Source organism: Pseudomonas sp. GW821-FHT05H12, from assembly GCF_059419385.1.
The window spans coordinates 227,087-248,011 of record NZ_JBWKRS010000001.1 but is presented as its reverse complement, the minus strand read 5'-3'; the positions used below and the strand labels follow the sequence as shown (position 1 = coordinate 248,011).

General features: G+C 63.3%; 16 protein-coding genes and 1 pseudogene. All 17 read right to left on the bottom strand.

The window, feature by feature from the left end; translation table 11 throughout:
• Window positions 1-217: 217 nt before the first annotated feature.
• Window positions 218-979: a PIG-L deacetylase family protein gene (locus AC07SU_RS01135; protein ID WP_494995919.1), complete on the bottom strand. Its 762-nt coding sequence runs from the start codon at window positions 977-979 to the stop codon at window positions 218-220.
• Between the two features lie 176 nt (window positions 980-1,155).
• A complete protein-coding gene (locus tag AC07SU_RS01130) occupies window positions 1,156-1,815 on the bottom strand; it encodes a glycosyltransferase family 2 protein (RefSeq protein ID WP_494995918.1) in 660 nt (219 codons plus the stop codon).
• Complete coding sequence (locus AC07SU_RS01125) at window positions 1,812-2,411, bottom strand: SAM-dependent methyltransferase (protein ID WP_494995917.1); 600 nt, start codon at window positions 2,409-2,411, stop codon at window positions 1,812-1,814. Before AC07SU_RS01125 ends, AC07SU_RS01130 begins: the two co-directional genes overlap by 4 nt.
• The gene (locus AC07SU_RS01120) at window positions 2,408-3,166 is read right to left on the bottom strand and encodes a PIG-L deacetylase family protein (protein ID WP_494995916.1); all 759 of its coding nucleotides are present in this window, start codon (window positions 3,164-3,166) and stop codon (window positions 2,408-2,410) included. The genes AC07SU_RS01125 and AC07SU_RS01120 overlap by 4 nt, the downstream gene beginning before the upstream one ends.
• Entirely contained in the window at window positions 3,163-4,161 is a 999-nt protein-coding gene (locus tag AC07SU_RS01115) for an acyl-CoA dehydrogenase family protein (protein ID WP_176995936.1), read from the bottom strand. Before AC07SU_RS01115 ends, AC07SU_RS01120 begins: the two co-directional genes overlap by 4 nt.
• Before the next feature lies 1 nt (window position 4,162).
• Window positions 4,163-6,322: a glycogen debranching protein GlgX gene (gene glgX / locus AC07SU_RS01110; RefSeq protein WP_494995915.1), complete on the bottom strand. Its 2,160-nt coding sequence runs from the start codon at window positions 6,320-6,322 to the stop codon at window positions 4,163-4,165.
• A 95-nt stretch (window positions 6,323-6,417) separates the two neighbouring features.
• Window positions 6,418-6,669 (bottom strand): annotated as a pseudogene (locus AC07SU_RS01105) (DUF2934 domain-containing protein); the annotation flags it as partial.
• A 24-nt stretch (window positions 6,670-6,693) separates the two neighbouring features.
• Complete coding sequence (locus AC07SU_RS01100; RefSeq protein ID WP_494995914.1) at window positions 6,694-9,432, bottom strand: malto-oligosyltrehalose synthase; 2,739 nt, start codon at window positions 9,430-9,432, stop codon at window positions 6,694-6,696.
• Window positions 9,429-11,513, bottom strand: a complete 2,085-nt coding sequence (malQ, locus tag AC07SU_RS01095) for a 4-alpha-glucanotransferase (protein WP_494995913.1) — start codon at window positions 11,511-11,513, stop codon at window positions 9,429-9,431. Before malQ ends, AC07SU_RS01100 begins: the two co-directional genes overlap by 4 nt.
• Window positions 11,510-13,255: a malto-oligosyltrehalose trehalohydrolase gene (gene treZ, locus AC07SU_RS01090; protein ID WP_494995912.1), complete on the bottom strand. Its 1,746-nt coding sequence runs from the start codon at window positions 13,253-13,255 to the stop codon at window positions 11,510-11,512. The genes malQ and treZ overlap by 4 nt, the downstream gene beginning before the upstream one ends.
• A gap of 19 nt (window positions 13,256-13,274) precedes the next feature.
• Entirely contained in the window at window positions 13,275-14,828 is a 1,554-nt protein-coding gene (gene glgA / locus AC07SU_RS01085) for a glycogen synthase GlgA (protein ID WP_176995942.1), read from the bottom strand.
• 452 nt (window positions 14,829-15,280) lie between these two features.
• Window positions 15,281-16,234 (bottom strand): D-2-hydroxyacid dehydrogenase family protein, encoded by a 954-nt coding sequence (locus AC07SU_RS01080; RefSeq protein WP_494995911.1) that lies wholly within the window; start codon window positions 16,232-16,234, stop codon window positions 15,281-15,283.
• A 26-nt stretch (window positions 16,235-16,260) separates the two neighbouring features.
• A complete protein-coding gene (locus tag AC07SU_RS01075) occupies window positions 16,261-17,262 on the bottom strand; it encodes an alpha/beta fold hydrolase (protein WP_494995910.1) in 1,002 nt (333 codons plus the stop codon).
• Window positions 17,263-17,307: 45 nt separating this feature from the next.
• A complete protein-coding gene (locus AC07SU_RS01070) occupies window positions 17,308-17,751 on the bottom strand; it encodes a YqaA family protein (RefSeq protein WP_176995945.1) in 444 nt (147 codons plus the stop codon).
• Window positions 17,748-18,194 carry a DUF411 domain-containing protein gene (locus tag AC07SU_RS01065; RefSeq protein ID WP_494995909.1) on the bottom strand — a complete coding sequence of 149 codons (447 nt, stop codon included), beginning with the start codon at window positions 18,192-18,194 and terminating at the stop codon, window positions 17,748-17,750. Before AC07SU_RS01065 ends, AC07SU_RS01070 begins: the two co-directional genes overlap by 4 nt.
• A gap of 109 nt (window positions 18,195-18,303) precedes the next feature.
• Window positions 18,304-18,762 carry an SRPBCC family protein gene (locus tag AC07SU_RS01060; RefSeq protein ID WP_494995908.1) on the bottom strand — a complete coding sequence of 153 codons (459 nt, stop codon included), beginning with the start codon at window positions 18,760-18,762 and terminating at the stop codon, window positions 18,304-18,306.
• An 81-nt stretch (window positions 18,763-18,843) separates the two neighbouring features.
• A complete protein-coding gene (locus AC07SU_RS01055) occupies window positions 18,844-20,838 on the bottom strand; it encodes a methyl-accepting chemotaxis protein (RefSeq protein WP_494995907.1) in 1,995 nt (664 codons plus the stop codon).
• Window positions 20,839-20,925 lie beyond the last annotated feature (87 nt).

Genomic DNA, 20,925 nt, shown 5'->3' with positions numbered 1-20,925 from the left:
AGCAACCGCGTCAGCAGGTGCTGGCCAGACCATGACAACAAAAACGCGCGATACAGATCAGGGAGTGCGGGTTACCTGTTCGAAAACACCGGCCAATGCAAAGGGTTGGCATGGCATTCTCGACTGCACCTCAAGAGGTGCAGCGGTTTTTTGGACGCTAGCTGCACTTTGCTTGCGGCGCTACTGTGAAAAGTAACAGGTATAGACGAGCATGCGCCTAGCCGAACACGATCTCATAAGGCTCGCGCATGCGCTCCAGCAGCACCTGCGCCAGCATCGGCGGCAGGCCGATTTGCGGGTCGCCCGCCAACTGGCTGGCATAGGCATGGGCCGCGTGCAGCTTGCGGGCGACGCTCCAGGTATCGAGTCGCACCTTGCGCGCGCGTTGCCAGGGAATCACCGAGCCTTCCCGTGCGGGCCAGTGCCAGGCCCAGATCGGCAGTTCATACAGGCGGGCGCCCATCAGGCTGCAGGCTTTGGCGCTCGCACGACCGACGGCGTCATGGTCGTCGTTGCCATCGTTGCGCCAGGTGCTGAACACCACGTCACCCGGCTGCAGGTAGCGCGCAATGAATTGGCTCAACGGTTGCTCGCGGGCCGCCAGGGCGTCGTCGCGGAATCCACCGCGTATCCACTTCAGGCTGTGCAGTGGCATGCCCAGGCGGCGCAATGCCTCGACACTTTCCTGGGGACGGACCACGCTCAGGCGACTGGCGGGCCATATCTGGGAACCCGGGTGGCTGGCGCTGCCGTCAGTGATGGAGATTAATAGCAGTGGGTGTTCAAGCGTGCTGAGCAATTGCAACAGCCCTCCACACGCCAGCACTTCGTCGCCCGGATGGGGCGCGATGACCACCACCCGTGCACCCGGGGGCACCAGCGAGGAGGGAGAAATGGCTGGGATTTGCGCCAGCTGCGGGGCGCTGTTCCAGACTTGCGCGGCGCCGCGACGGCCCTCGCTTGAGGAGGCAGGCTTCATCGGTGTTACATCCTTGTCGATTGATGCTGGGTCGTGCCCCGTTGACGGGACGACTCTCTTTATTCACCGCAGACTCCGCTGCAATGATCGCTTGGCATTCCAACCCTGGAGTGCCAGCAAGGCGGTTTGAGCATAGACAAGGATCGGGCGCTTTTACATCTGGAAACTTGGATTTTTTACGTAGCCTGCATCAGGCTGACCAAGTAGTCGCCAAACCCGCCCCTGGCGCGGCAATCCAGGCGCGCACTGGTGATCACCTGCGGCATGTGGCTCCAGGCGATTGATGCACCGCTGCGTTCCAGGTCGCGCACCAGTTGTACATCCTCATGACACGCCAAGGGTTCGAACCCTCCCGCTTGTACATAGGCGCCGGCGCTCACACCCAGGTTGGCGCCGTGAATATGCCGGTGACCGTCACTCGCGGTGTAGGCCTGCTGATAACGGATCTGCGCGGCCTCGTCGAACCCTTCGCTCCACGCATCCACGGTCACAGTCCCGCACACTGCGTCGGTACCGAGCGCCAGCTGCGCCACCAGCCAATCGGGGGCCACGCGACTGTCGGCATCCGTGCAGGAGATCCAGCGTGCGCCCAGGTTCAACAAATGCCGTGCACCCACACCGCGTACATGTCCCACGTTGCGCGCCTGCACTTCGAGGCGACGCACCTGGAAGTCCAGGGCAATGGCCGCGCTGGCATCGCTGCAACTGTCGAGCACCACCAAAATCTCCACGGGTTCACCCAACAATCCGGGATGGCTCGCGGCAACCCGCGCAGCCTTCAAGCATTCGGCCAACAGCGCCTCTTCGTTATGCACGGGAATCAGAATGCCGATCATCGCAGGCCCTCGTGGCGCGCGACCGAGGTGCCATCACGGCTCCACAGGTCAAGCAAAAAGTCAGGTTCGTGATGCTGTACGACACGGTGCATACCGAGTCTTTGTTGGAGCAGGGCATGCACCTGTTCGGCGGTTTGTGGGCAACCCTCGATCACCGGGCGCCAATGACAGGCGAGCAGTTGCCCGTCGTCGGTCAAGGAGGCGAGGGCCTGATCGATCAGGCGATTCAAGTCTTCGACGTCCAAGTAATAACCCAGCTCGCTCAACACGATCAGGTCGAACGGGCCAGTCGGCCATTGTTCGGGTAGCCGGCTTTGCTGCACATGGGCGTGGGGAAAGCCCAGCAAACGGGTCTTGGCCAGGGCGACGGCGGCGCTGGCGGTATCGCAGCACAACAGGCGATCGCAACGGGTGGCCAGTTCGGCACTCAACTCGCCGTTGGCGCAGCCGGGCTCGAACACCGAGGCGTAACGCGGACGCGTCAGCACAGCCAGGGTCAGGGCGCGCTTGCGTCGTTCGTACCAACGCTGGCGAAACGCCCAGGGATCATCGTTGCCGGCGAACAGTTGATCGAAATAGGGCGTTGCCACACTCATACAAACACCACTTCAAAAGGTTGCAACAAGCGCTCCACCACATAGGGCGCAAGTACCGGTGCCAGGCCAATCTGCGGGTCGCCCTCGAGTTGGCTGGCGAAGGCGTGAATTGCATGGCGCTTGCGCGCAACGGCTTCGCAGGTCAGCGGGATTTTGCGCGCACGGTGCCAGGGCACTTGGCTGTCTTCAGGGGTAGCCCAATGCCAGGTCCAGACGGGCAACTCGTACAAGGTCGCACCGACCGCCGACGTGGCTTTGGCACTGGCCCGGCCGACCGCTTCATGGTCGCTGTGTCCGTCCTCGCGCCAAGTGCTGAACACCACGTCGCCGGGCTTGAGGTAGCGCTGGATAAACGCGGCCAGCTCTTCCTCGCGCACGGCGACCTTGCTGTCGGTAAAGCCCGCGCGCAGCCATTTCAAGCTGTGCGGCGGCAAGCCCAGGCGGTGCAGGGCCTGAGCGGACTCCTGCGGGCGCACCACGCTCAACCTCTCCACCGGCCACCGTGTGGAGCCGGGGTGGCTGGCGCTGCCATCCGTCACGGAAATCAGTTGGATGGGCCGACCCAGTGCGGCCAGCCCCTGTAACAATCCACCGCAGCCGAGCACTTCATCGTCCGGGTGCGGGGCGATGATCACCGCGCGTCGGCCCTCGGGCACCAACTGCGCGACGCTGACCAGCGGCAGTTCGGCCAACTGGGTCGAGGCCTGCCAGTGATGCAACGGCGTGCCTTGCCCCACGATCGGATTGGGTTTCACAGTTGCCACCTCCCTGTGGAATCACCGGCGACCAGTTCGCCAAGGGCGGCGAGGTCGCGTTCGGCATGACTTTGGCGTACATACACCGGCAGGTCCGCCATCAACTGGGCGAAGTGCGGGTCCTTGCAATAAGGGCCAGCACCCACCGCACGCCCGACGTGGTGTATCACTTGTTCCACCGTGTCCTCGATGCACGCACGGGTTTGTTGCGCCAGTTGCCGCGCGTCGGCCTTGGGCTCGCGGTCAACCTGTTCGGCGCTGGCACGCAGCACGCACGCAGCACCGTTCAACGCGCTGTCGACGGCGCCCAGGTGGGCGAGGGCGTGGGGTTCGGGACGTTTGCTGCACTGCATGCGCAAGGCTTCGCCCAGGCGTTGGGCCGCGCCGTACCAGCACGCGGCGATACCGATGCCACCCTGCCAGAACCCCGGACGTGCCAGGTAATCGCCCGGGCCGCCGATGGCAATGCCTCGGGCGCCAGCAAAGAGGATTTCGACACTGCCAGTGGCTGCCATGCCCACGGCGTCCCAGCCCTCGTCGGTAACGGTAATGCCGGGCTGGCGCATTTCCACCGCGACCAACTGCTGGCGGTCCTCGTCGTCCCAGGCGGTCAACAGCCCATGGCTGACCACCGCCGCGCCGGAACACCAGGCTTTGCGCCCGTCGACGATCAAACGATGCCCGTCCTGCCGCACGCGCACCTTGGCCGTCGGTGGCTCGGCGGCCCACATGCCCCAGAGGCTGCCTTCGGGGGGCAGCGAGCCATGTAATTCGGCAATGATCGCCAAGGCGTCGGTGTGCCCTTCGAACAACTTGCACAGACGTAGGTCGTGCCCGGCCACCTGGGCCAGGCGGCTGAACCGTTCCAATGTCTGGCCACTGCCGGGTAGCGGCAGTTGGTCCAGGCCTTCTTCCTGAAGCGCCCTCAGGGTGTTGCCCAAGGCTTGCGTGTCCGCATAGCCCCGGTAGCCCTGAAGGAATCCATGCAGTGCCATGTCACACCTCATCCTCGTATTGCAGCTCAAACAGTAGCAATGAACGGCCGGTGACGGCGTACTCGTGGTCAAACTCGAAACGTTCCTGGCCACGCACCGACGTCTGGTTGGTATCGACCATGCACGTCCAGAACCCACCTTCGGGCACCGGTGGCAGGCGGAAATTGACCATGTCGTGGTGTGCGTTCACCACCAGCAGCAACGTGGCATCGGCGCCCGGACGGCGGATCCCGGTTTCCTGGGCGCGGCCATCCATCAACATGCCCAGGCAGCGGCCGTGGCTGTCCTGCCATTGCTCAGTGGTCATTTCATCGCCGCTGGGCGCCAGCCAGGTTACGTCCTTGACGCCGATGTCCTCGTTGTAGTCGCCCACCAGGAAGCGCCCACGGCGCAGGATCGGGTAGGCCAGGCGCAACTTGATCAGGCGCTTGACGAACTTGAGCAGGGCCTTGCCGTCGTCGTCCAGGTCCCAGTTGACCCAACCGATTTCGCTGTCCTGGCAATAGGCGTTGTTGTTGCCGTGCTGAGTGCGCGCGAACTCATCCCCGGCCACAATCATCGGCGTGCCCTGGGCCAGCAGCAACGTGGCGAAGAAGTTGCGCATCTGGCGCAGGCGCAGCGCGTTGATCTCGGGGTCGTCGGTCGGGCCTTCGACGCCGTGGTTCCAGGACAGGTTGTTATTGCTGCCGTCCTGGTTGTTCTCGTCGTTGGCTTCGTTGTGCTTGTCGTTGTACGACACCAGGTCGTGCAAGGTAAAACCATCGTGGGCGGTGATGAAATTCACCGAGCTGTAAGGCCTGCGCCCCCGGTGGTTGAACATCTCGCCGGAGGCGGTCATACGCCCGGCAAAATCAGCCAGCTGGCCGTCGTCACCCTTCCAGAAGGCGCGCACGGTGTCGCGGAAGCGGTCGTTCCATTCCACCCAGCCCGGCGGAAAGTTGCCCACCTGGTAGCCACCGGGGCCGCAGTCCCAGGGTTCGGCAATGAGCTTGAGCTGGCGCAACACCGGGTCCTGACGGCAGGCGACCAGGAAGCTGTGGCGCTCATCAAAGCCGTCGCGGTAGCGCCCAAGGATGGTGGCCAGGTCAAAGCGGAAACCGTCGACGTGCATCTCGTTGGCCCAGTAGCGCAGCGAGTCGGTGACCATCTGCAGCACGCACGGGTGGCTCAAGTCCAGGGTGTTGCCGGTGCCGGAATCGTTGATATAGAAGCGCTTGTCGTCAGGCATCAGCCGGTAGTACGAGGCGTTGTCGATGCCGCGCATGGATAGGGTAGGGCCGCGCTCGTTGCCCTCGGCGGTGTGGTTGTAGACCACGTCGAGAATCACCTCCAGCTTCTGCTCATGCAGGTGCGCGACCATTTCCTTGAACTCGGCGATCTTGCCGCTGGCCAGGTAACGCGGGTCGGGGGCAAAGAAGGCGATGCTGTTGTAACCCCAGTAGTTGGTCATGCCTTTTTGCAGCAGGTGCTGGTCGTTGACGAACGCATGCACCGGCAGCAATTCAACGGATGACACGCCCAGCTGGCGGATGTGCTTGAGCACGTCGTCTTCCATCAAGCCGGCGCAAGTGCCCCGCACCGATTCGCCCACCGAAGGGTGGCGCATGCTGATGCCGCGCAAATGGGTTTCGTAGATGATCGTACGGTCCCACGGCACCCGCACCGGCTGGTCGTTGCCCCAGGTGTGCGCGGGGTCGATGACCTTGCACTTGGGCACGAAGGGCGCGCTGTCGCGTTCGTCAAAACTCAGGTCGTCGTCCGGATGGCCGATGGTGTAGCCAAACAGGGCTTCGGACCACTTGAGCGCGCCCACCAATTGCTTGGCATAGGGATCGATCAGTAATTTGTGGTGGTTGAAACGGTGGCCGTTGGCCGGGTCATAGGGACCGTACACGCGGTAGCCGTAAATCAGCCCGGGGTGGGCGTCGGGCAGGTAGCCGTGGAAGGTCTCGTCGGTGTATTCGGGGAGTTCGATGCGCTCCAGTTCCACTTCGCCGGAATCGTCGAACAGGCACAGTTCGACCTTGGTGGCATTGGCCGAGAACAGGGCGAAGTTGACGCCCAGGCCATCCCAGGTGGCGCCGAGGGGGAAGGGCAAACCTTCACGAATCCGCGACGGCTCGTGGTCCGGCGTCGGTTGGCTGTTATCGGGTTTGCTCATGGTTGAATTGCTCCTGCAAGGTGTGTTTTTTCAGGCCGAACGCTGCCGTGCTGGCTGTGCGCCAGGCAACATTCTTGAATGTGATGAAGTCCTGTAGGAGCCGGCTTGGGCGGCGCCTTGGGCTTTTTCGGCGCGGCCGGTTTGGCAGCCGCAGGCTTGGCTTTAGGCGGCGGCTTGGGGGCAGTCTTGGGTTTAGCCGCAGGTTTGGGTTTGCTCGGCGTCAGCGCTTCGGCTTCTGCCAGTTTGCGCGCCATCTCCCAGTGGCGTGCGTCCTCCCCATGAGGTTTGCCCTCGGACTCCCAGATCTGATGCGCCAACTCGCGTATGCGTTTGTCTTCAGTACTCATCACAATGCTCCTCACAGAAAATGTTCAGCTTTCTTGATCATCAGGATTGATAAAGACATTGACCGGGAAATCCCCCAGGGCAGTGCTGATCAGCAGCTCCTTGTCTGGTGTGACTGCGCCAGTATGAAAAAGTCCCTTCCAGTTTTGTGTGGCAGTGGCGAACGGTAATTTCACCCGTGTATCGCCCCAAACCTGCGCATTGATGTGGGGCCGCACACCGTTTTCAAGCAAGCGATGGGACCAGCGCGGCACCACCACCAACAGGTGTTTGCCTTGATGCTCACGGCAAAACGCGACGACGTGATCGGCGTGTTTGCCCACCACCTCCAGTGGCAAATAACGCCCGCTGCGAAACAGTTCAGGGTGGGCCTTGCGCACGGCCAGTCCCCCGGCGATCAACGCCTGTTTGATACGCCCGTCCTGCCAGTTCGACAACTGTTCGCCGATGTCCGGTGGGCTGTTGAGCGCACGTTGCCGAGTGTCGAAATCCACCGGGCGACGGTTGTCGGGGTCGACCAGGCTGAAGTCCCAGAACTCAGCGCCCTGGTACAGGTCCGGCACCCCTGGCACCGTGAGACGAAGCAAGGTTTGCGCCAGCCCGTTCAGTGCACCGGCCGGGGCGATGGCCTGGGCAGCAGCCGCGATGGCGGCGCGCAGGGCCTGGCCTTCGTCACCCAGCAGCAGGCGCGTGAGGAATGTTTCGACGCCTTTTTCGTAGGCCTCGTTGGGGGCGCTCCAACTGCTCTGCAACTTGGCTTCGCGCAGGGCTTTCTGTTGCCACTGCCACAGGCGCTGATGGTAAGCCTTGAGGTCTGGGTTCGATGCCAGAGGCCAACTGCCCAGCAGCACTTGATAGAGGATCAGATCGTCACCCGCCGATGGGCTGTCGGCAGATTCGCGCAACGGCGCTGCCAGGGTACGCCACTGCTCCACCTGCTCGACGTACCACGGCGCGCATTCGCTGATCACGGCCAGGCGCGCGCGGCTGTCCTCGCCGCGTTTGTGGTCATGGGTCGCGGTGGCCAGCAGGTTGTCGGGGAAGGTCTGCAGGCGTTTTGCGTTGACGGCATGGAAATCGGCCAGCGGCGCGCTGAACTGCTCGGTGCTGAAGCCCACGTCATTGCGCGACAGCAGCACCGCCGAGCGATAGAACGCGGTGTCTTCCACCGCCTTGGCGGCAGCGGGCGAGGTCAGTTGCTGGAAGCGCACGCAGGCATGCTTGAGGATCTTGCGTTCGCGGCCCACCGGTCGGTTGCGCCAGGGCTGGCCGCCGAGCGATTGCTCCAGATAGTCAAGCACCGGCCAGTCGCCTTCGCTCAGCGTGCTGCGCGCGCCTTCCAGGGCGTGCTGGAACACCGCGTCGTCATCGGCGCTGCGCCCCCGGGCACTGATGTACGTGCGGTAGACGGGGAAGTGCACGATCAGTTCCTGCAACGCACGGCGGATCGCGCCCAGGGTCAGGTCGCGGGTCATGACATCGTCACGGGCCACTTGCAGCAGGGCCTGCGCCACACTTTCAAAGTCGCCGCCGAGGGAGCCGTTGAGGATTTGCTGACGGGCCAACCGCGCTTCTTCGATAAAGGCCGAAGGGCGTTCGCTGTGGCGTGTCCATGACTCGGCCAGCGGTTCAAAGCCTTGCGGGTCGTGTTGCAGCAGTGACAACTGGTTCATGAATTCGTAGCCGGTGGTGCCGTCCACCTGCCAATCAGTGCGCAGGGTTTCGCCTTCACCGAGGATTTTTTCCACGAAGATCGGCAGGTGCCGTTCCGGTGAAAGCGTGTCGACGCGACGGCGCAACTTGCGGCAGTAACCCCGTGGGTCGGCGAGGCCGTCGATATGGTCGATGCGCAGGCCGTCCACCAGGCCTTCACCGATCAGTTCGAAGATCTTGCCGTGGGTGGCTTCGAACACCGCGCTGCGCTCGACCCGCAGGCCGCCCAGTTCGTTGACGTCGAAGAAGCGCCGCCAGTTGATGTCGTCCGCCGCCGTGCGCCAGCTGGCCAGGCGATAGGTTTGTTGTTCGAGCAAGGCGTGCAGGCGGTCGAAGTCGAACGTGGCCAGTTGCTGCTCGATGGCGTGCAGCACGTCAGCCTCAGTAGCGCGTTCTGCGAGCGCTTGCTTAAGCCACGCCGCCTCGTGGTAAGCGTCATCCTGATAGGCAAGGGCGGCGAAGCGTTCGGCCAGGGGTTTGAGTAAAGGGTCGCTGCCCAGAATCATCGCGTAATCCCGAGGGCAGATGGGGAAGCGATGTTCGTAGTGTGCCGCGTAGAAGCTACCGTGTGCAGCATCGAAGGCCAGGGTCAAGGTACCCGTTTGCAGGGCTTCGCCGTAGTCGCTGCCGAGGAAGGGCATCAGCAACTGCCCCTTGAGCAGCGGGTCGGGCGAATGCCACTGGATATCGAAGAACTCGCAATAAGGGCTCAGGCGCCCCCATTCCAGCAGGTCGAGCCACCACGGGTTGTCGGCGCCGCCCACGGCCATGTGGTTGGACACGATGTCGAGGATCAGCCCCATCTCGTGCTCACGCAGCGCCGCGACCAGGCGGCGCAAGGCCGGTTCGCCGCCCAGCTCCGGGTTGACGGTGGTGGGATCGACCACGTCGTAGCCGTGCATGGAGCCGGCACGGGCACTGAGCAACGGTGAGGCGTACAGGTGGCTGATGCCGAGTTTGGCAAAGTACGGCACCAGCGGCACCGCGTCGTCCAGGGTAAAACCTTTATGAAATTGCAGGCGTTGGGTGGCGCGCAGCGGCAGGGCTTTCATCGGTCACGCTCGTGGGCCTGGTTGCGCGCCACCGCGAGCAATTCCAGGCGGCGCGCGGCGCTTTCGCTGTCGAGCAGGCTGGCGGCTTCACCCGGCAGGCGGCGGCGCCAGTTGGGGTGGGTGTCGAGGGTGCCAGGGAGGTTGGCCTGCTCCTCGATGCCGAGCGCGTCTTCCAACGGCAGCAATACCAACGGCGCACGGGTGTGGCCCAGGTAGCGCACGCTGGCATCGATCATGTGGTCGGTGTCATTGCGGATTTCATCGACGAAGTTCTGCGGGTCTTGGCTCAAGGCCTGGCGCAGCGCCTGGCGTTCGCGCAGGCGGTGTTCGCTCCATTGCTCCACCGTGGGCGCGTCGATCAAACCGAGCTGGATGTTCCACTCGATATCGCGGCTGTGCCACCAACCGTTGAGGGTGGGCAAGTCGTGGGTGCTGGTGGTGGCCAGGGCGTTGTCGGGCCAGTCGAGGATCGGCTTGAACTGGCCATCATGGTTCTGTTCGAACAGCAGCACGCGCATGCCGAGGATCGAGCGGCCGCTGAGTTTTTCGCGCAGGCCATCGGGCACGGTGCCCAGGTCTTCGCCAAGGACGATGGCCTGGTGGCGGTGGGATTCCAGGGCCAGCAGGCGCAGCAGGTCATCCACCGGGTAATACAGGTACGCACCTTCCCGGGGCGAGGCGCCCATGGGAATCACCCAAAGGCGCTGCAGGCCCATCACATGGTCGATGCGCAGGCCGCCCGCGTGGGCGAAGTTGGCCCGCAGCATTTCGATAAAGGCGCGGAAACCGTTGCGCTTGAGGCCCTCCGGGGAAAACGCGGAGATGCCCCAGCCTTGACCGGATCGGTTGAGAATGTCCGGCGGCGCGCCCACGGTCAGGTCGGCCAGCAATTCATCCTGGCGGCTCCAGGCCTGGCTGCCACCGCCGTCGGCGCCCACGGCCAGGTCGGCGATCAGGCCCACGCCCATGCCGCTGCCGCGGGCGGCTTGCTGCGCACGTTCCAGGCTGCGGGCGATCAACCATTGGCTGAAGGCGAAGTAGCCGATTTCATCACGGTGGTCTTCGGCGAATTGAGCCAGCGCCGCGCTCTGCGGGTTACGCCAGGCGTCTGGCCAGTGGCGCCAGTCCAGGTCTTCACCGGCGGCCGCGCGCTGGGCTTGCACGGCCTCGAAGCGGCAGTGATTTTCCAGGGCCTCGCCACCGGCCTGGCGAAAGCTCAGGAAGTCGGCATGTTGCGGATGCTCGCCGTGGCGGAAGTCTTCATACAGCGTGCGCAGCAAGCGTTGCTTGGCCTTCGCGGCTGCAGGCCAGTCGATCAGGGTGTGCTGTTCCAGGGTGTGCAGCTCATCGGCGAGGCCGGCGGCCTCGATGGCGTTGCGTACCTCACGCTCGCCCAGGATGCAGCCCGGTGACGCGTAAAGGCTGTTGAGGAACAGGCGGCTGGACGGTGAGTAAGGGCTGTAGCGGTTCGGGTCGGCACTGAACATCGCGTGCATCGGGCTGATCGCTAGCGCATCGGCACCGCGCTCGGCGGCCGAGCGCGCCAAATGCTCCAGAGCCAGGGTATCGCCGAAGCCGCCGTCACCGAGGCGGCGCAATGCATACAACTGAGCGCTCAGGCCCCAGGCCCGGGCGGGGCGGCTGTCCACCGCTTCAGCCACGCTGTAGCAATGGATGGGGGCCACGGCCAGGGTGAAGACCTGATCGCTGATGTGCACTTGGTGGTACCCGAGCGCAATGACGCCTGGTAGAACGGCGTTGCCATCCAGGCGCAGCTCAAGGGTTTCGCCGTCTTCGAGGTTGACGCGGCACAGGGTGTCGGGTTCGAAGTAGCGCGCCAAGTCCAGCCCTTCGCCACTGTCGATGGTCATCAAGGGCGGCAGGTGTTTGTTCTGTTGCACCTGTTCCAGTTCGAGCAGGCTGGCGTCGATCTCGGCATCGGTATCGGCCGGGTGGCCGAGCCCTTTGAGGACCGCACGCAGGGCGTCGGGCTTCACGTGTTGCGGGCGGCCGTTTGCGTCGATCCAATCGACGGCCAGGCCCGCGCGGCTGGCGAGGATTTCCAGGTTCGCTTCGCTCAAGGGTGCTCTCCAACAGGGAATAGGGCTACGCGCGCACTGAACGGCGCCAGCAGGGCCGGGTCATGGGGGCGCGTTTCGAATAGCAGGTGGGACGGCGCAGGGTGAGTCACGGGCGCTGCGCTTAGATTGAGGTCGATCTGCAACAGGCTGCCGTTGCCCAGGCGCCAGCGCGCAGTGACGGCGCCATCGGCCAGCACCTGTGCGCCCAATGCAACGCTGCCGGGCAAATGCGGCACGAGGTGCTGGTGGCGCAGGTGCAGCAGGTGGCGATAGAGCGCGGTGTGGTCGTTGTCGGTGAAGCTGGGGGCGGAATGCTCAAAGGTCGACGCGGCGTTGGGATCGGGAATGCGTTCGCGCCGTTCGGGGTCGTGGAAGGCGGCGAAGTCGGCGAATTCATTACGCCGGCCTTCGCGCACGGCCTCGGCCAGTTCGCCATGGTGATCGGTGAAAAACAGGAACGGCTCGGTGGCGTTGGTTTCATCGCCCATGAACATCATCGGGATCATCGGCGACAGCAACAGTAGCGCAGTGGCGGCTTTGAGTGCCTCGGGCGAACAGAGTTGATGCAGCCGTTCGCCGAGGGCGCGATTGCCGATCTGGTCATGGTTCTGCAAAAACAGCACGAAGGCGCTGGGCGGCAGGTGCCCGCTGGGTTCGCCACGTGGATGGCCGTGGCGGGTCGCTTGACCCTGGTAGATAAAACCTTCGCCCAGGCAGCGTGCGAGCTTGGCGGTGGTGTCCGCGGCAAAGTCGCTGTAATAGGCGTCGGTTTCGCCGGTCAGCAGCACGTGCAAGGCATTGTGGCCGTCGTCATTCCACTGGGCATCGAACTCGTGTTCCAGCAGGCTCGCCTGGTTGAATTCGTTTTCCAGCACCAGCCACACATGGCGGCCGATATCGGCTTGCTGGCGCACCCGTTGCGCGAGCTCCTTGAGAAACCCCGGGTTGTCGATGGCGTGCACCGCATCCAGGCGCAGGCCGTCGAAGCGGTACTCCAGCAGCCACATCAACGCGTTGTCGAGGAAGAAGTCGCGCACTTCGCGGCGGTCAAAATCAATGCCCGCGCCCCAGGGGGTGTGCACGTCTTCCTGAAAGAAGCCCTTGGCATATTGACCGAGGTAATTGCCGTCCGGGCCGAAGTGGTTGTAGACCACGTCGAGGATTACGGCCAAGCCGTGTTCGTGGGCGCTGTCGATCAGGTGCTTGAGTTGTTCGGGTGTGCCGTAGGCGGCGTGGGGCGCGTAGGGCAGTACCCCGTCGTAGCCCCAGTTGCGTTCGCCGGGAAACTGCGCCAGCGGCATCAACTCGATGGCGGTGACGCCCAGCTCGGCCAGGCGCGGCAGGTGTTTTTCCACGCCGGCATAGCCGCCCAGCGCGCCAACGTGCAGTTCGTAAATGACCGCCTCGTGCCACGGGCGGCCTTGCCATTGGCTATGTCGCCATGGATAGGCGAGCGGGTCGACGACTTGGCTCCAACCATGGACGTCCGTGGCCTGGGCCCTGGACGCCGGATCGGGTACATCGGTTTCGCCGTCGATGTTGTAGCGGTAGCGCGTGCCCGCCGCGCAGCGTATTTCCGTTTCGAACCAGCCCTCTGCCTGGGGCAGCATGGCGATGGACTTGCCGTCTTCCAATTCAACGCTGACGTAAAATGCGTCTGGCGCCCACAAGGCAAAACGCGTGTGTTGCGCGTCCAGCATGATTGCGCCGTGGGGCCAGGTTTCCAGAGTCCGTGACGGCATCTATGAAGCCCTCCCTTGATTATTTAGCCGATTTCCCCAAGGCCTTGGCCACCAGTTGTTCGTACAGTTCGGCGTAGGGTTCGACCGCCTGGCACCAGTTGAAGGGTTGGGTCATGGCGCGGCAGCGCATGGCGTTGAGCAGCCCGGTATTGGCAAATACATTGAAGGCACGGCTCAGCGCTTCTTCGTAGCTCTCTACCGTGGATTCATTGAACAGGAACCCGGTGACGCCATTCTCGATGGTGTCGGCCAGCCCACCGGTATTGCGGGCTACCGGCAGTGAGCCGAAGCGCTGTGCATACATCTGGCTCAGGCCGCAGGGCTCATAGCGCGAAGGCATCAGCAGGAAGTCGCTGCCGGCGAACATGCGGCGGGCGTCGGTTTCGTTGAAGCCGATGCGCACGCCCACCTGGCCAGGAAAACGCAGGGCCAGTTCACGCATGGCTTGTTCTTCTTCCGGTTCGCCACGGCCGATAATCGCGATCTGGCCGCCATGTTCGACGATAAAGCTGGCAACGGCTTCGGTGAGGTCCAGGCCTTTCTGGTACACCAGGCGCGAGACCACGGCGAACAGTGGGCCGGTGGAGTCGTCCAGCTCGAACAACTCGCGCACGTGGGCGGCGTTGACGGCCTTGCCTTCCCAGTCACCGATATTGAAGTTGTGGGTCAGGTGCGTGTCGGTGGAGGTTTCCCAGCTTTCGTCGATGCCGTTGGGGATACCACTGAGCAAGCCTTGTTGAGTCTTGCTGGCGAGGAAACCATCGAGGCCGCAACCGAATTCAGGGGTGGTGATTTCCTGGGCGTAGGTGGCGCTCACTGTGGTGATGTGGCTGGAGTACGCCATGCCAGCCTTGAGGAACGACATCTTGCCGTAGAACTCCATGCCTTCTTGTTGCAGGGCATGGGGTGGAATGCCCAGCTCCGGCGTCGAGGCCAGGCTGACCACGCCTTGGTAGGCCAGGTTATGAATGGTGAACAGGGTCGGGGTGCGTGACCCACGCCAGTGCATGTACGCCGGGGCGAGGCCTGCTGGCCAGTCGTGGGCGTGCACCAGGTCGGGGCACCAATGAATCTGTGCCAGGTTGGCGGCCATGTCAGCGGCGGCCAGGCCCAGGCGGGCGAAGCGGATGTGGTTGTCCGGCCAGTCGCGACCGTTGTTGGCGCCGTAGGGGGTGCCTTCGCGCTCATAGAGTTCGGGGCAGATCAGCACGTAGATGACCAGGCCGTCCTTGAGGTCCATGCGCCCGATCTTGCACGGCGGCAGCGCGGCATGGCCGCCCAGTTCGCCGACGATGTGGATCGGGTTGTCGCTTTCCATCACCTGCGGGTAACCCGGGATCAGCACCCGCACATCGTGCAGGTGGGCCATGGCGCGGGGCAGGGCGGCGGACACGTCACCCAGGCCACCGGTCTTCACCAGGTCGGCAAACTCGGAGGTTACAAACAGGACTTTCTTGCGATTAGGGTTCTGGCTCACGATCGGCCGCACAGTGGTGGGCAGGTCGGCCAGCGAAGGCCCCCCTACCGGCTGACTGACACGCTCTCCCTGAATATCTACAGCGGCACTGATCATAGTTCTCTCCTACATGTCTGTCGGCTAATGGCCCGCTGCCATTAGCTCCGATGACCGCATCCTGCGGTCAGGCGCACAAGCACTGTACAAACTGGCAAGGCGTATGCCAGTTGCACGCTCAGCTGAAAAAGATTGGATGGACGGGCATTTGCGACAGAGCGCGTGTGCTCGCCTTACCTTAAAACTGGACCTACGGCAGGTTTGGAAAGTTTCGATTTTTTGCGGGGTTTTTGTTTTCGAACGGACCCATCGGTCATCAGTCTAGGACAGATCCTAGAGCGTGTAGGGTTTGTGAGAAGATTTTGTAGGACAAAAAACTTGTAACTATATGCAGCTTTTGAAACATGATCCTTGTAGTGAGCGGGCTTGCCCCGCGCGGCGGTGTGTCAGCCAAACTTGAGGTGGCTGGTATGCCGCCGCGCGGGGCAAGCCCGCTCACTACAGGTACTTTTTCAGCCGAGGGGGCGGATGGGCGCGCCGTTGGCCCAGGCCTGGATGTCTTCGATCATCTGTTGGTAGAACTGGCGGTAGTTTTGCTCGCTTACGTAGCCGACGTGGGGAGTGGCCAGCACGTTGGGCAGGCGGCGGAACGGGTGATCCACCGGCAGTGGCTCTTCGGCGTACACATCCAGTGCAGCCCCGGCCAGCCCGCCACTTTCCAGTGCCTGCACCAGCGCCTGCTCATCCACAATGGGGCCGCGAGCGGTGTTCACCAGGCGCGCGGTGGGTTTCATCCAGCCCAACGCCTGGGCATCTACCAGCCCACGGCTGCGGTCGCTGAGCACCAGGTGCACGGTGAGAATGTCGGCCTGTTCGAACAGTTCTCTCTTGCTGACCCAGGTCACGCCCGATTCGGCGGCGCGCTCGGGCGTGAGGTTTTCGCTCCAGGCGATCACGTTCATGCCAAACACTTTGGCAAACTGTGCGACCTTCTGGCCGATGCTGCCCAACCCCAGGATGCCCAGGGTTTTGCCGTACAGGTCGCCGCCCAGGCCAACCTGCCAGTGGCCGGCGCGCAGGGAGTTGGCTTCGGCCAGCAGGTTGCGGGTGGACGCCATGATCAGCGCCCAGGTCAATTCCGGTGCGGCCTGCTTATAGCTGTCGGTGCCACACACCTGGATCCCCAGGGCCTTGGCGGCGGCGATGTCGATGGCCGCGTTGCGCATGCCACCGGTCACCAGCAGTTTCAACTGGGGCAGGCCCTGCAACAGGGCCTTGTCGAAGGTGGAGCGCTCGCGCATCACGCAAATCACCTCGAACCCCTGCAAACGGTCGATCATCGTGGCGGTATCGGCGGGGTAGTCGTGCAGGAAATGCACCTGGCCGACGGTATCAAGCACCGACCAATCCACCACGCCACTGGCCACATTCTGCCAATCATCAATGACTGCGATCTGTACCGACATTCACGAGTGCCTCGAAAAAGGTTGGATTAAAGGGCGTTCAAACCCTGCAACAGCGCTTTATGAAACTGGGCCGGTTCTTCCATCTGCGGCGCATGCCCCAGGCCCGGGAACTCCACCAGGGTGGCGTGGGGGATCAGCTGTGCAGCCTGCTTGCCCAGCACGTCGTAGTGACCGAGCTTGGCCTTGACCGCTGGCGGTGCGATATCACTGCCGATGGCGGTGGTGTCGGACGTGCCGATCAGCAACAGGGTGGGCATCTGCAAGTCCTTGAACTCGTAGTACACCGGCTGGGTGAAGATCATGTCGTAAATCAAGGCCGAGTTCCATGCGACCAGCGTATGCCCCGGGCCTTTATTCAGGCCGGCGAGCATGTCGACCCAGCGGTCGTACTCGGGCTTCCAGCGGCCCACGTAGTAGGTGTTGAGTTCGTATTGTCGAATGCCCTCGGCGCTCAGCTTCAGCTCGCGCCCGTACCACTGATCGACACTGCGATAGGGCACGCCGAGAGCCTTCCAGTCTTCCAGGCCGATGGGGTTGACCAGCGCCAATTGTTCGGTCTGGGCCGGGTAGAGCAAGGCGTAGCGGGTGGCGAGCATGCCGCCGGTGGAGTGGCCGACGAGGGTGGCTGTGTGAATGCCGAGTTTTTCCAGCAGTTGGTGGGTGTTGGTGGCCAGTTGCTGGAAGCTGTATTGATAATGCTCGGGCTTGCTGGAGGTGCAGAAGCCGATCTGGTCCGGCGCGATCACGCGGTAACCGGCATCGCTCAAGGCTTTGATCGAGTCTTGCCAGGTGGCGCCGCAGAAGTTCTTGCCGTGCATCAGCACCACACTGCGGCCGTTGGCTTTGCCCTTGGCGGGGACGTCCATATACCCCATCTGCAGGGATTTGCCCTGGGATTGGAACTGGAAGTGCTCAACCGGATACGGGTATTGGAAGCCTTGCAGCTCGGGGCCGTAGGTGGCGGCGAAGGCGGGGGCGGCACTGGCGGTCAGCAGGCCGGCAATGCAGAAAGCGCGGATCAGAGGCATCGGCTGGGCTCCTAGAGAAGGTGCTCGGATGCTGTTGGGAGGCGATTAAGTGGGGATTAACACCCACTGCAGGGTCAAGGCAGCGAGCACGCCGTAACGTACGCCTTTGGCGAGGGTAACCAGCAGCAAGAAACGCCACAGTGGCTCACGCATCACCCCGGCCACCAGGGTCAGTGGGTCCCCGATGATCGGTACCCAGCTGAGCAGCAAGGTCCAATGCCCCCAGCGCTCGTAATGGTGGCGGGCCTTGCCCAATTGCTTGTCGCTCACCGGAAACCAGCGTCGGCCCTTGAAGTGCTCCACCCAACGCCCGAGCCACCAGTTCACCAGCGAGCCCAGCACGTTGCCCAGGGTCGCAACCCCCAGCAATAGCCACAGGCTGTAATGGCCGCTGAGCAGCAGGCCCACGAGCACGGCTTCCGATTGCAGGGGCAATAATGTCGCGGCGCCAAACGCCGCAAAGAATAACCCCAGGTAACCCGCGATCATTGCGCCGGGTAGTCAGCCACCACCACGTCGTTGCCTTCACGGGTCAGGCCGATGACTTGGAAGGCCTCGCTGCGGCCTGGGACTTCCATGCCGGGCGAACCCATGGGCATGCCTGGGGCGGCGATGCCCAGCAGGTCATTGCGTGTGCGCAGGGCCAGGACCTGTTCGGCAGGCACGTGGCCTTCGACGAACTTGCCGTCGATCACGGCGGTATGGCACGAGCCCAGGCGCGGGGCCACGCCCAGGCGTTGTTTGACGGCGCTCATGTCGGCTTCGACGTGGTCATTGACCTTGAAGCCGTTGCTTTCCAGGTGGCTGATCCATTTTTTGCAGCAGCCGCAGTTGGTGTCGCGGTGGACGTCGATGGGAATGAGGTCGGCGGCTTGGGCCAGGGTGGTGGTGAACAGGGCTGAGAGCAGGACCAGGCGCAATGGGGTTTTCATAGGATCTCGCGTGCAGGAGGTGGCCGTTGGGATGGCGGGGATCATGACGACGTCATCGCAGGCAAGCCAGCTCCCACAGGTCAGCGAAAGGCGGAGTAATGTTTCTAAATTATACGGAGGCGCCGTTTTCCAGGCGGTGCTTGAGCTGGTCGAGGGCAATGCCCGACAACTCGATCATGCGCTCATGCAGGGTGGCCAGTTGCAGCTCGGTCTCGTAGGTCAGCACACGCTTGAACAGCGTGCCACCGCGATGGGGCTGCAGGAAATAATGGATGGAACCGTCCACGGCCAGGGAGGTGAACACGGTCTTGAACTCGCCGGGGCGCCGAGCGATCTGCACGCGGTAGCTCATGGGGACGCGTACGCCCAGCAGGTCGATGATTTCGGTAAACCGCGTGCCCGCAGGGAGCGAGCCGGTGGTGCCGGTGTCGGCACTCAGGGACGTGGGGTGCCACTCGTGCCAGCGGTCGGGCTGGGTCACATAGTCATAAACGGCATCGATGGGGGCCTGGATAAAGCGTTCCTGACTGATCCGCTCCAAGCGGACCGATTGCTCGGCAGCGCGCATGGCACACCTCCTGTGTGACGACTAGGAAATGTCAGAATAGTCCTACTCCCGCGCTTTGCACGGGAGCATCCAGGCAATTGATCAACGGACTTTGAAGCGGCTCATCAGGGCAATCACCCGGCCATTGGCGTCCAGCAGGCTCTGGGTGTTGGTTTCGGTGGCATGGCCGCTGTGCACCAGCTCTTCGACCATTTGTCGGATCTGCACCATGCTGCGGTTGATCTCCTCGGTCACCGCGCTCTGTTGCTCGGCCGCCGTGGCGATCTGGGTGCTGAGGTTGTTGATGTGGCTGACCGAGCCGGCCATCTCATCCAGGCCGGTGTTCACCCGCGCCGTTGCATCCGCCGCCGACTGGCAACTGGCCTGGGTGTTTTCCATGGCGGCCACCGACGAACTTACGCCGGTGGTCAAGCGCGCCAGCATTTCGTTGATCTGCGAGGTGCTGGCTTGGGTGCGTGCCGCCAGGGCGCGTACTTCGTCGGCTACCACCGCAAACCCACGGCCTTGCTCGCCGGCACGTGCCGCTTCGATGGCGGCGTTGAGCGCCAACAGGTTGGTCTGGCCGGCAATCGCGCCGATCACGCCGAGGGTTTCGGTGATGCGTGCAGCGTCCTGGCGCATGTTTTCCACGGTGTGGGTGGCGCTGGAGACTTCGCCGATCAACGCGCTGACGCTGGTGGAGGCTTCACCCACCACCACGCGGGAACGGTCGGCGTGCTCGTTGGCGCGCTGGGTGAAGGCGGCGGTTTCGGCGGCATTTTGCGCCACGGTCTCGGCGGTGGAGCTCATTTCGGTGATGGCGGTGACGGTCTGGTCGGTTTCCGAGGCATGACGCACCAGGATCCGGTTGGTCTGCGCCGAGGCCTGTTGCAGCTGCTCCAGGCCCGACGACATGGCGCCGGTGGCCTGGGTCACTTCGCCGATCATGTTTTGCAGGTAGACGATAAAGCGGTTGACTGAATGGCCGATGGCGCCCAACTCGTCTTCCGCACGGATGGTGATACGCCGTGTCAGGTCCGCATCACCGGCCGACAGCGCGTCAATGTTGGTCTTCAGCGACTTCATGCGCTGCACCAGTTGACGAATCGCGTACACCGCGAGGAGCACCAGCAGCAACACCATCGGAATTTGCAGCAGGGCTAGGGTGCCGAGGACATCGTCGCGCTGGGCGGTGATCAACGAGGTGGGCAGGGCAGTGGCAAGGAACCACGGGGTGCCTTCGATGGGGCGCAGGTAGAAGGTGCTGGCCACGCCGCCGTTGTCGAACTCACTGCGTTGCAGCCCCTGGTCACGATGGGCAAGGGCTTTGCTGACCTGCGCGGCAAACGCCGAACTGCCGGCCAGTTCGCTGATGTTTTTCAACACCACCGGGCCATTGATGCGCGAGCTGTTGCTGATGATCTTGCCGTCGCCTTCGACGATGAGCATCTGGCCGCCGATGTCTTTTTCCTTGCTGGCCACCAGTTCATTGAAGAAACCCAGGGTCACGTCGATGGTGGCCACACCGTAGGCCGCACCGTCGCGCTGGATCGCCATGGCGCAGTTGGTGCGCGGCTCCTGGCTGGCGTCATCCTTGTAGGCAGCAGCCCAGGCACACTGGCCGCGTGGCGAGGCGAGGCCGCCGTTGTACCAGCTCTGGTCGTAGTAGTTGGGGGCGGCGTCGCTGTTCCAGAAGGTGTTCACCGTCAGCTTGCCCGAGGCATCGCGGTGCCAGAACGTGCTGTGCTTGTTGCGCCCCGGGGTGCGCTGGTTCGGCAATGGCCAGATCCCGCCACCGAAGACTTTCAGCTCGCCATACTGGTCCACCAGGCCCGGCAGGACCTTGTCGATGGCATCGCTGTCGAGCAGGGGAATGGTCTGGGTGATGCTGCGTTGCTGGGCTTGAACCTTGTTCAATTCGCCCTTGATCTGTTCGGCCACCTCAGCGATGCGGTTGAGCACCACCTGTTCTTCGGTGTGGCGCAGCGTGGGCGCGACCAACTGGCCGATACCCACTACGGTCAACACGAATAACACCAGGACGAACAGCACCAGAAACAGGGTATAGCGGGCTTGGATGGAGCGCAGTGGGGGCATGGGGTCGTCCTTACGAAGCGTTTATGACCGACGTGGCTTTGTTAGAGCTTCGTAGGGCTATCGGCTTGGCAGGACGGAGCTTTAGGT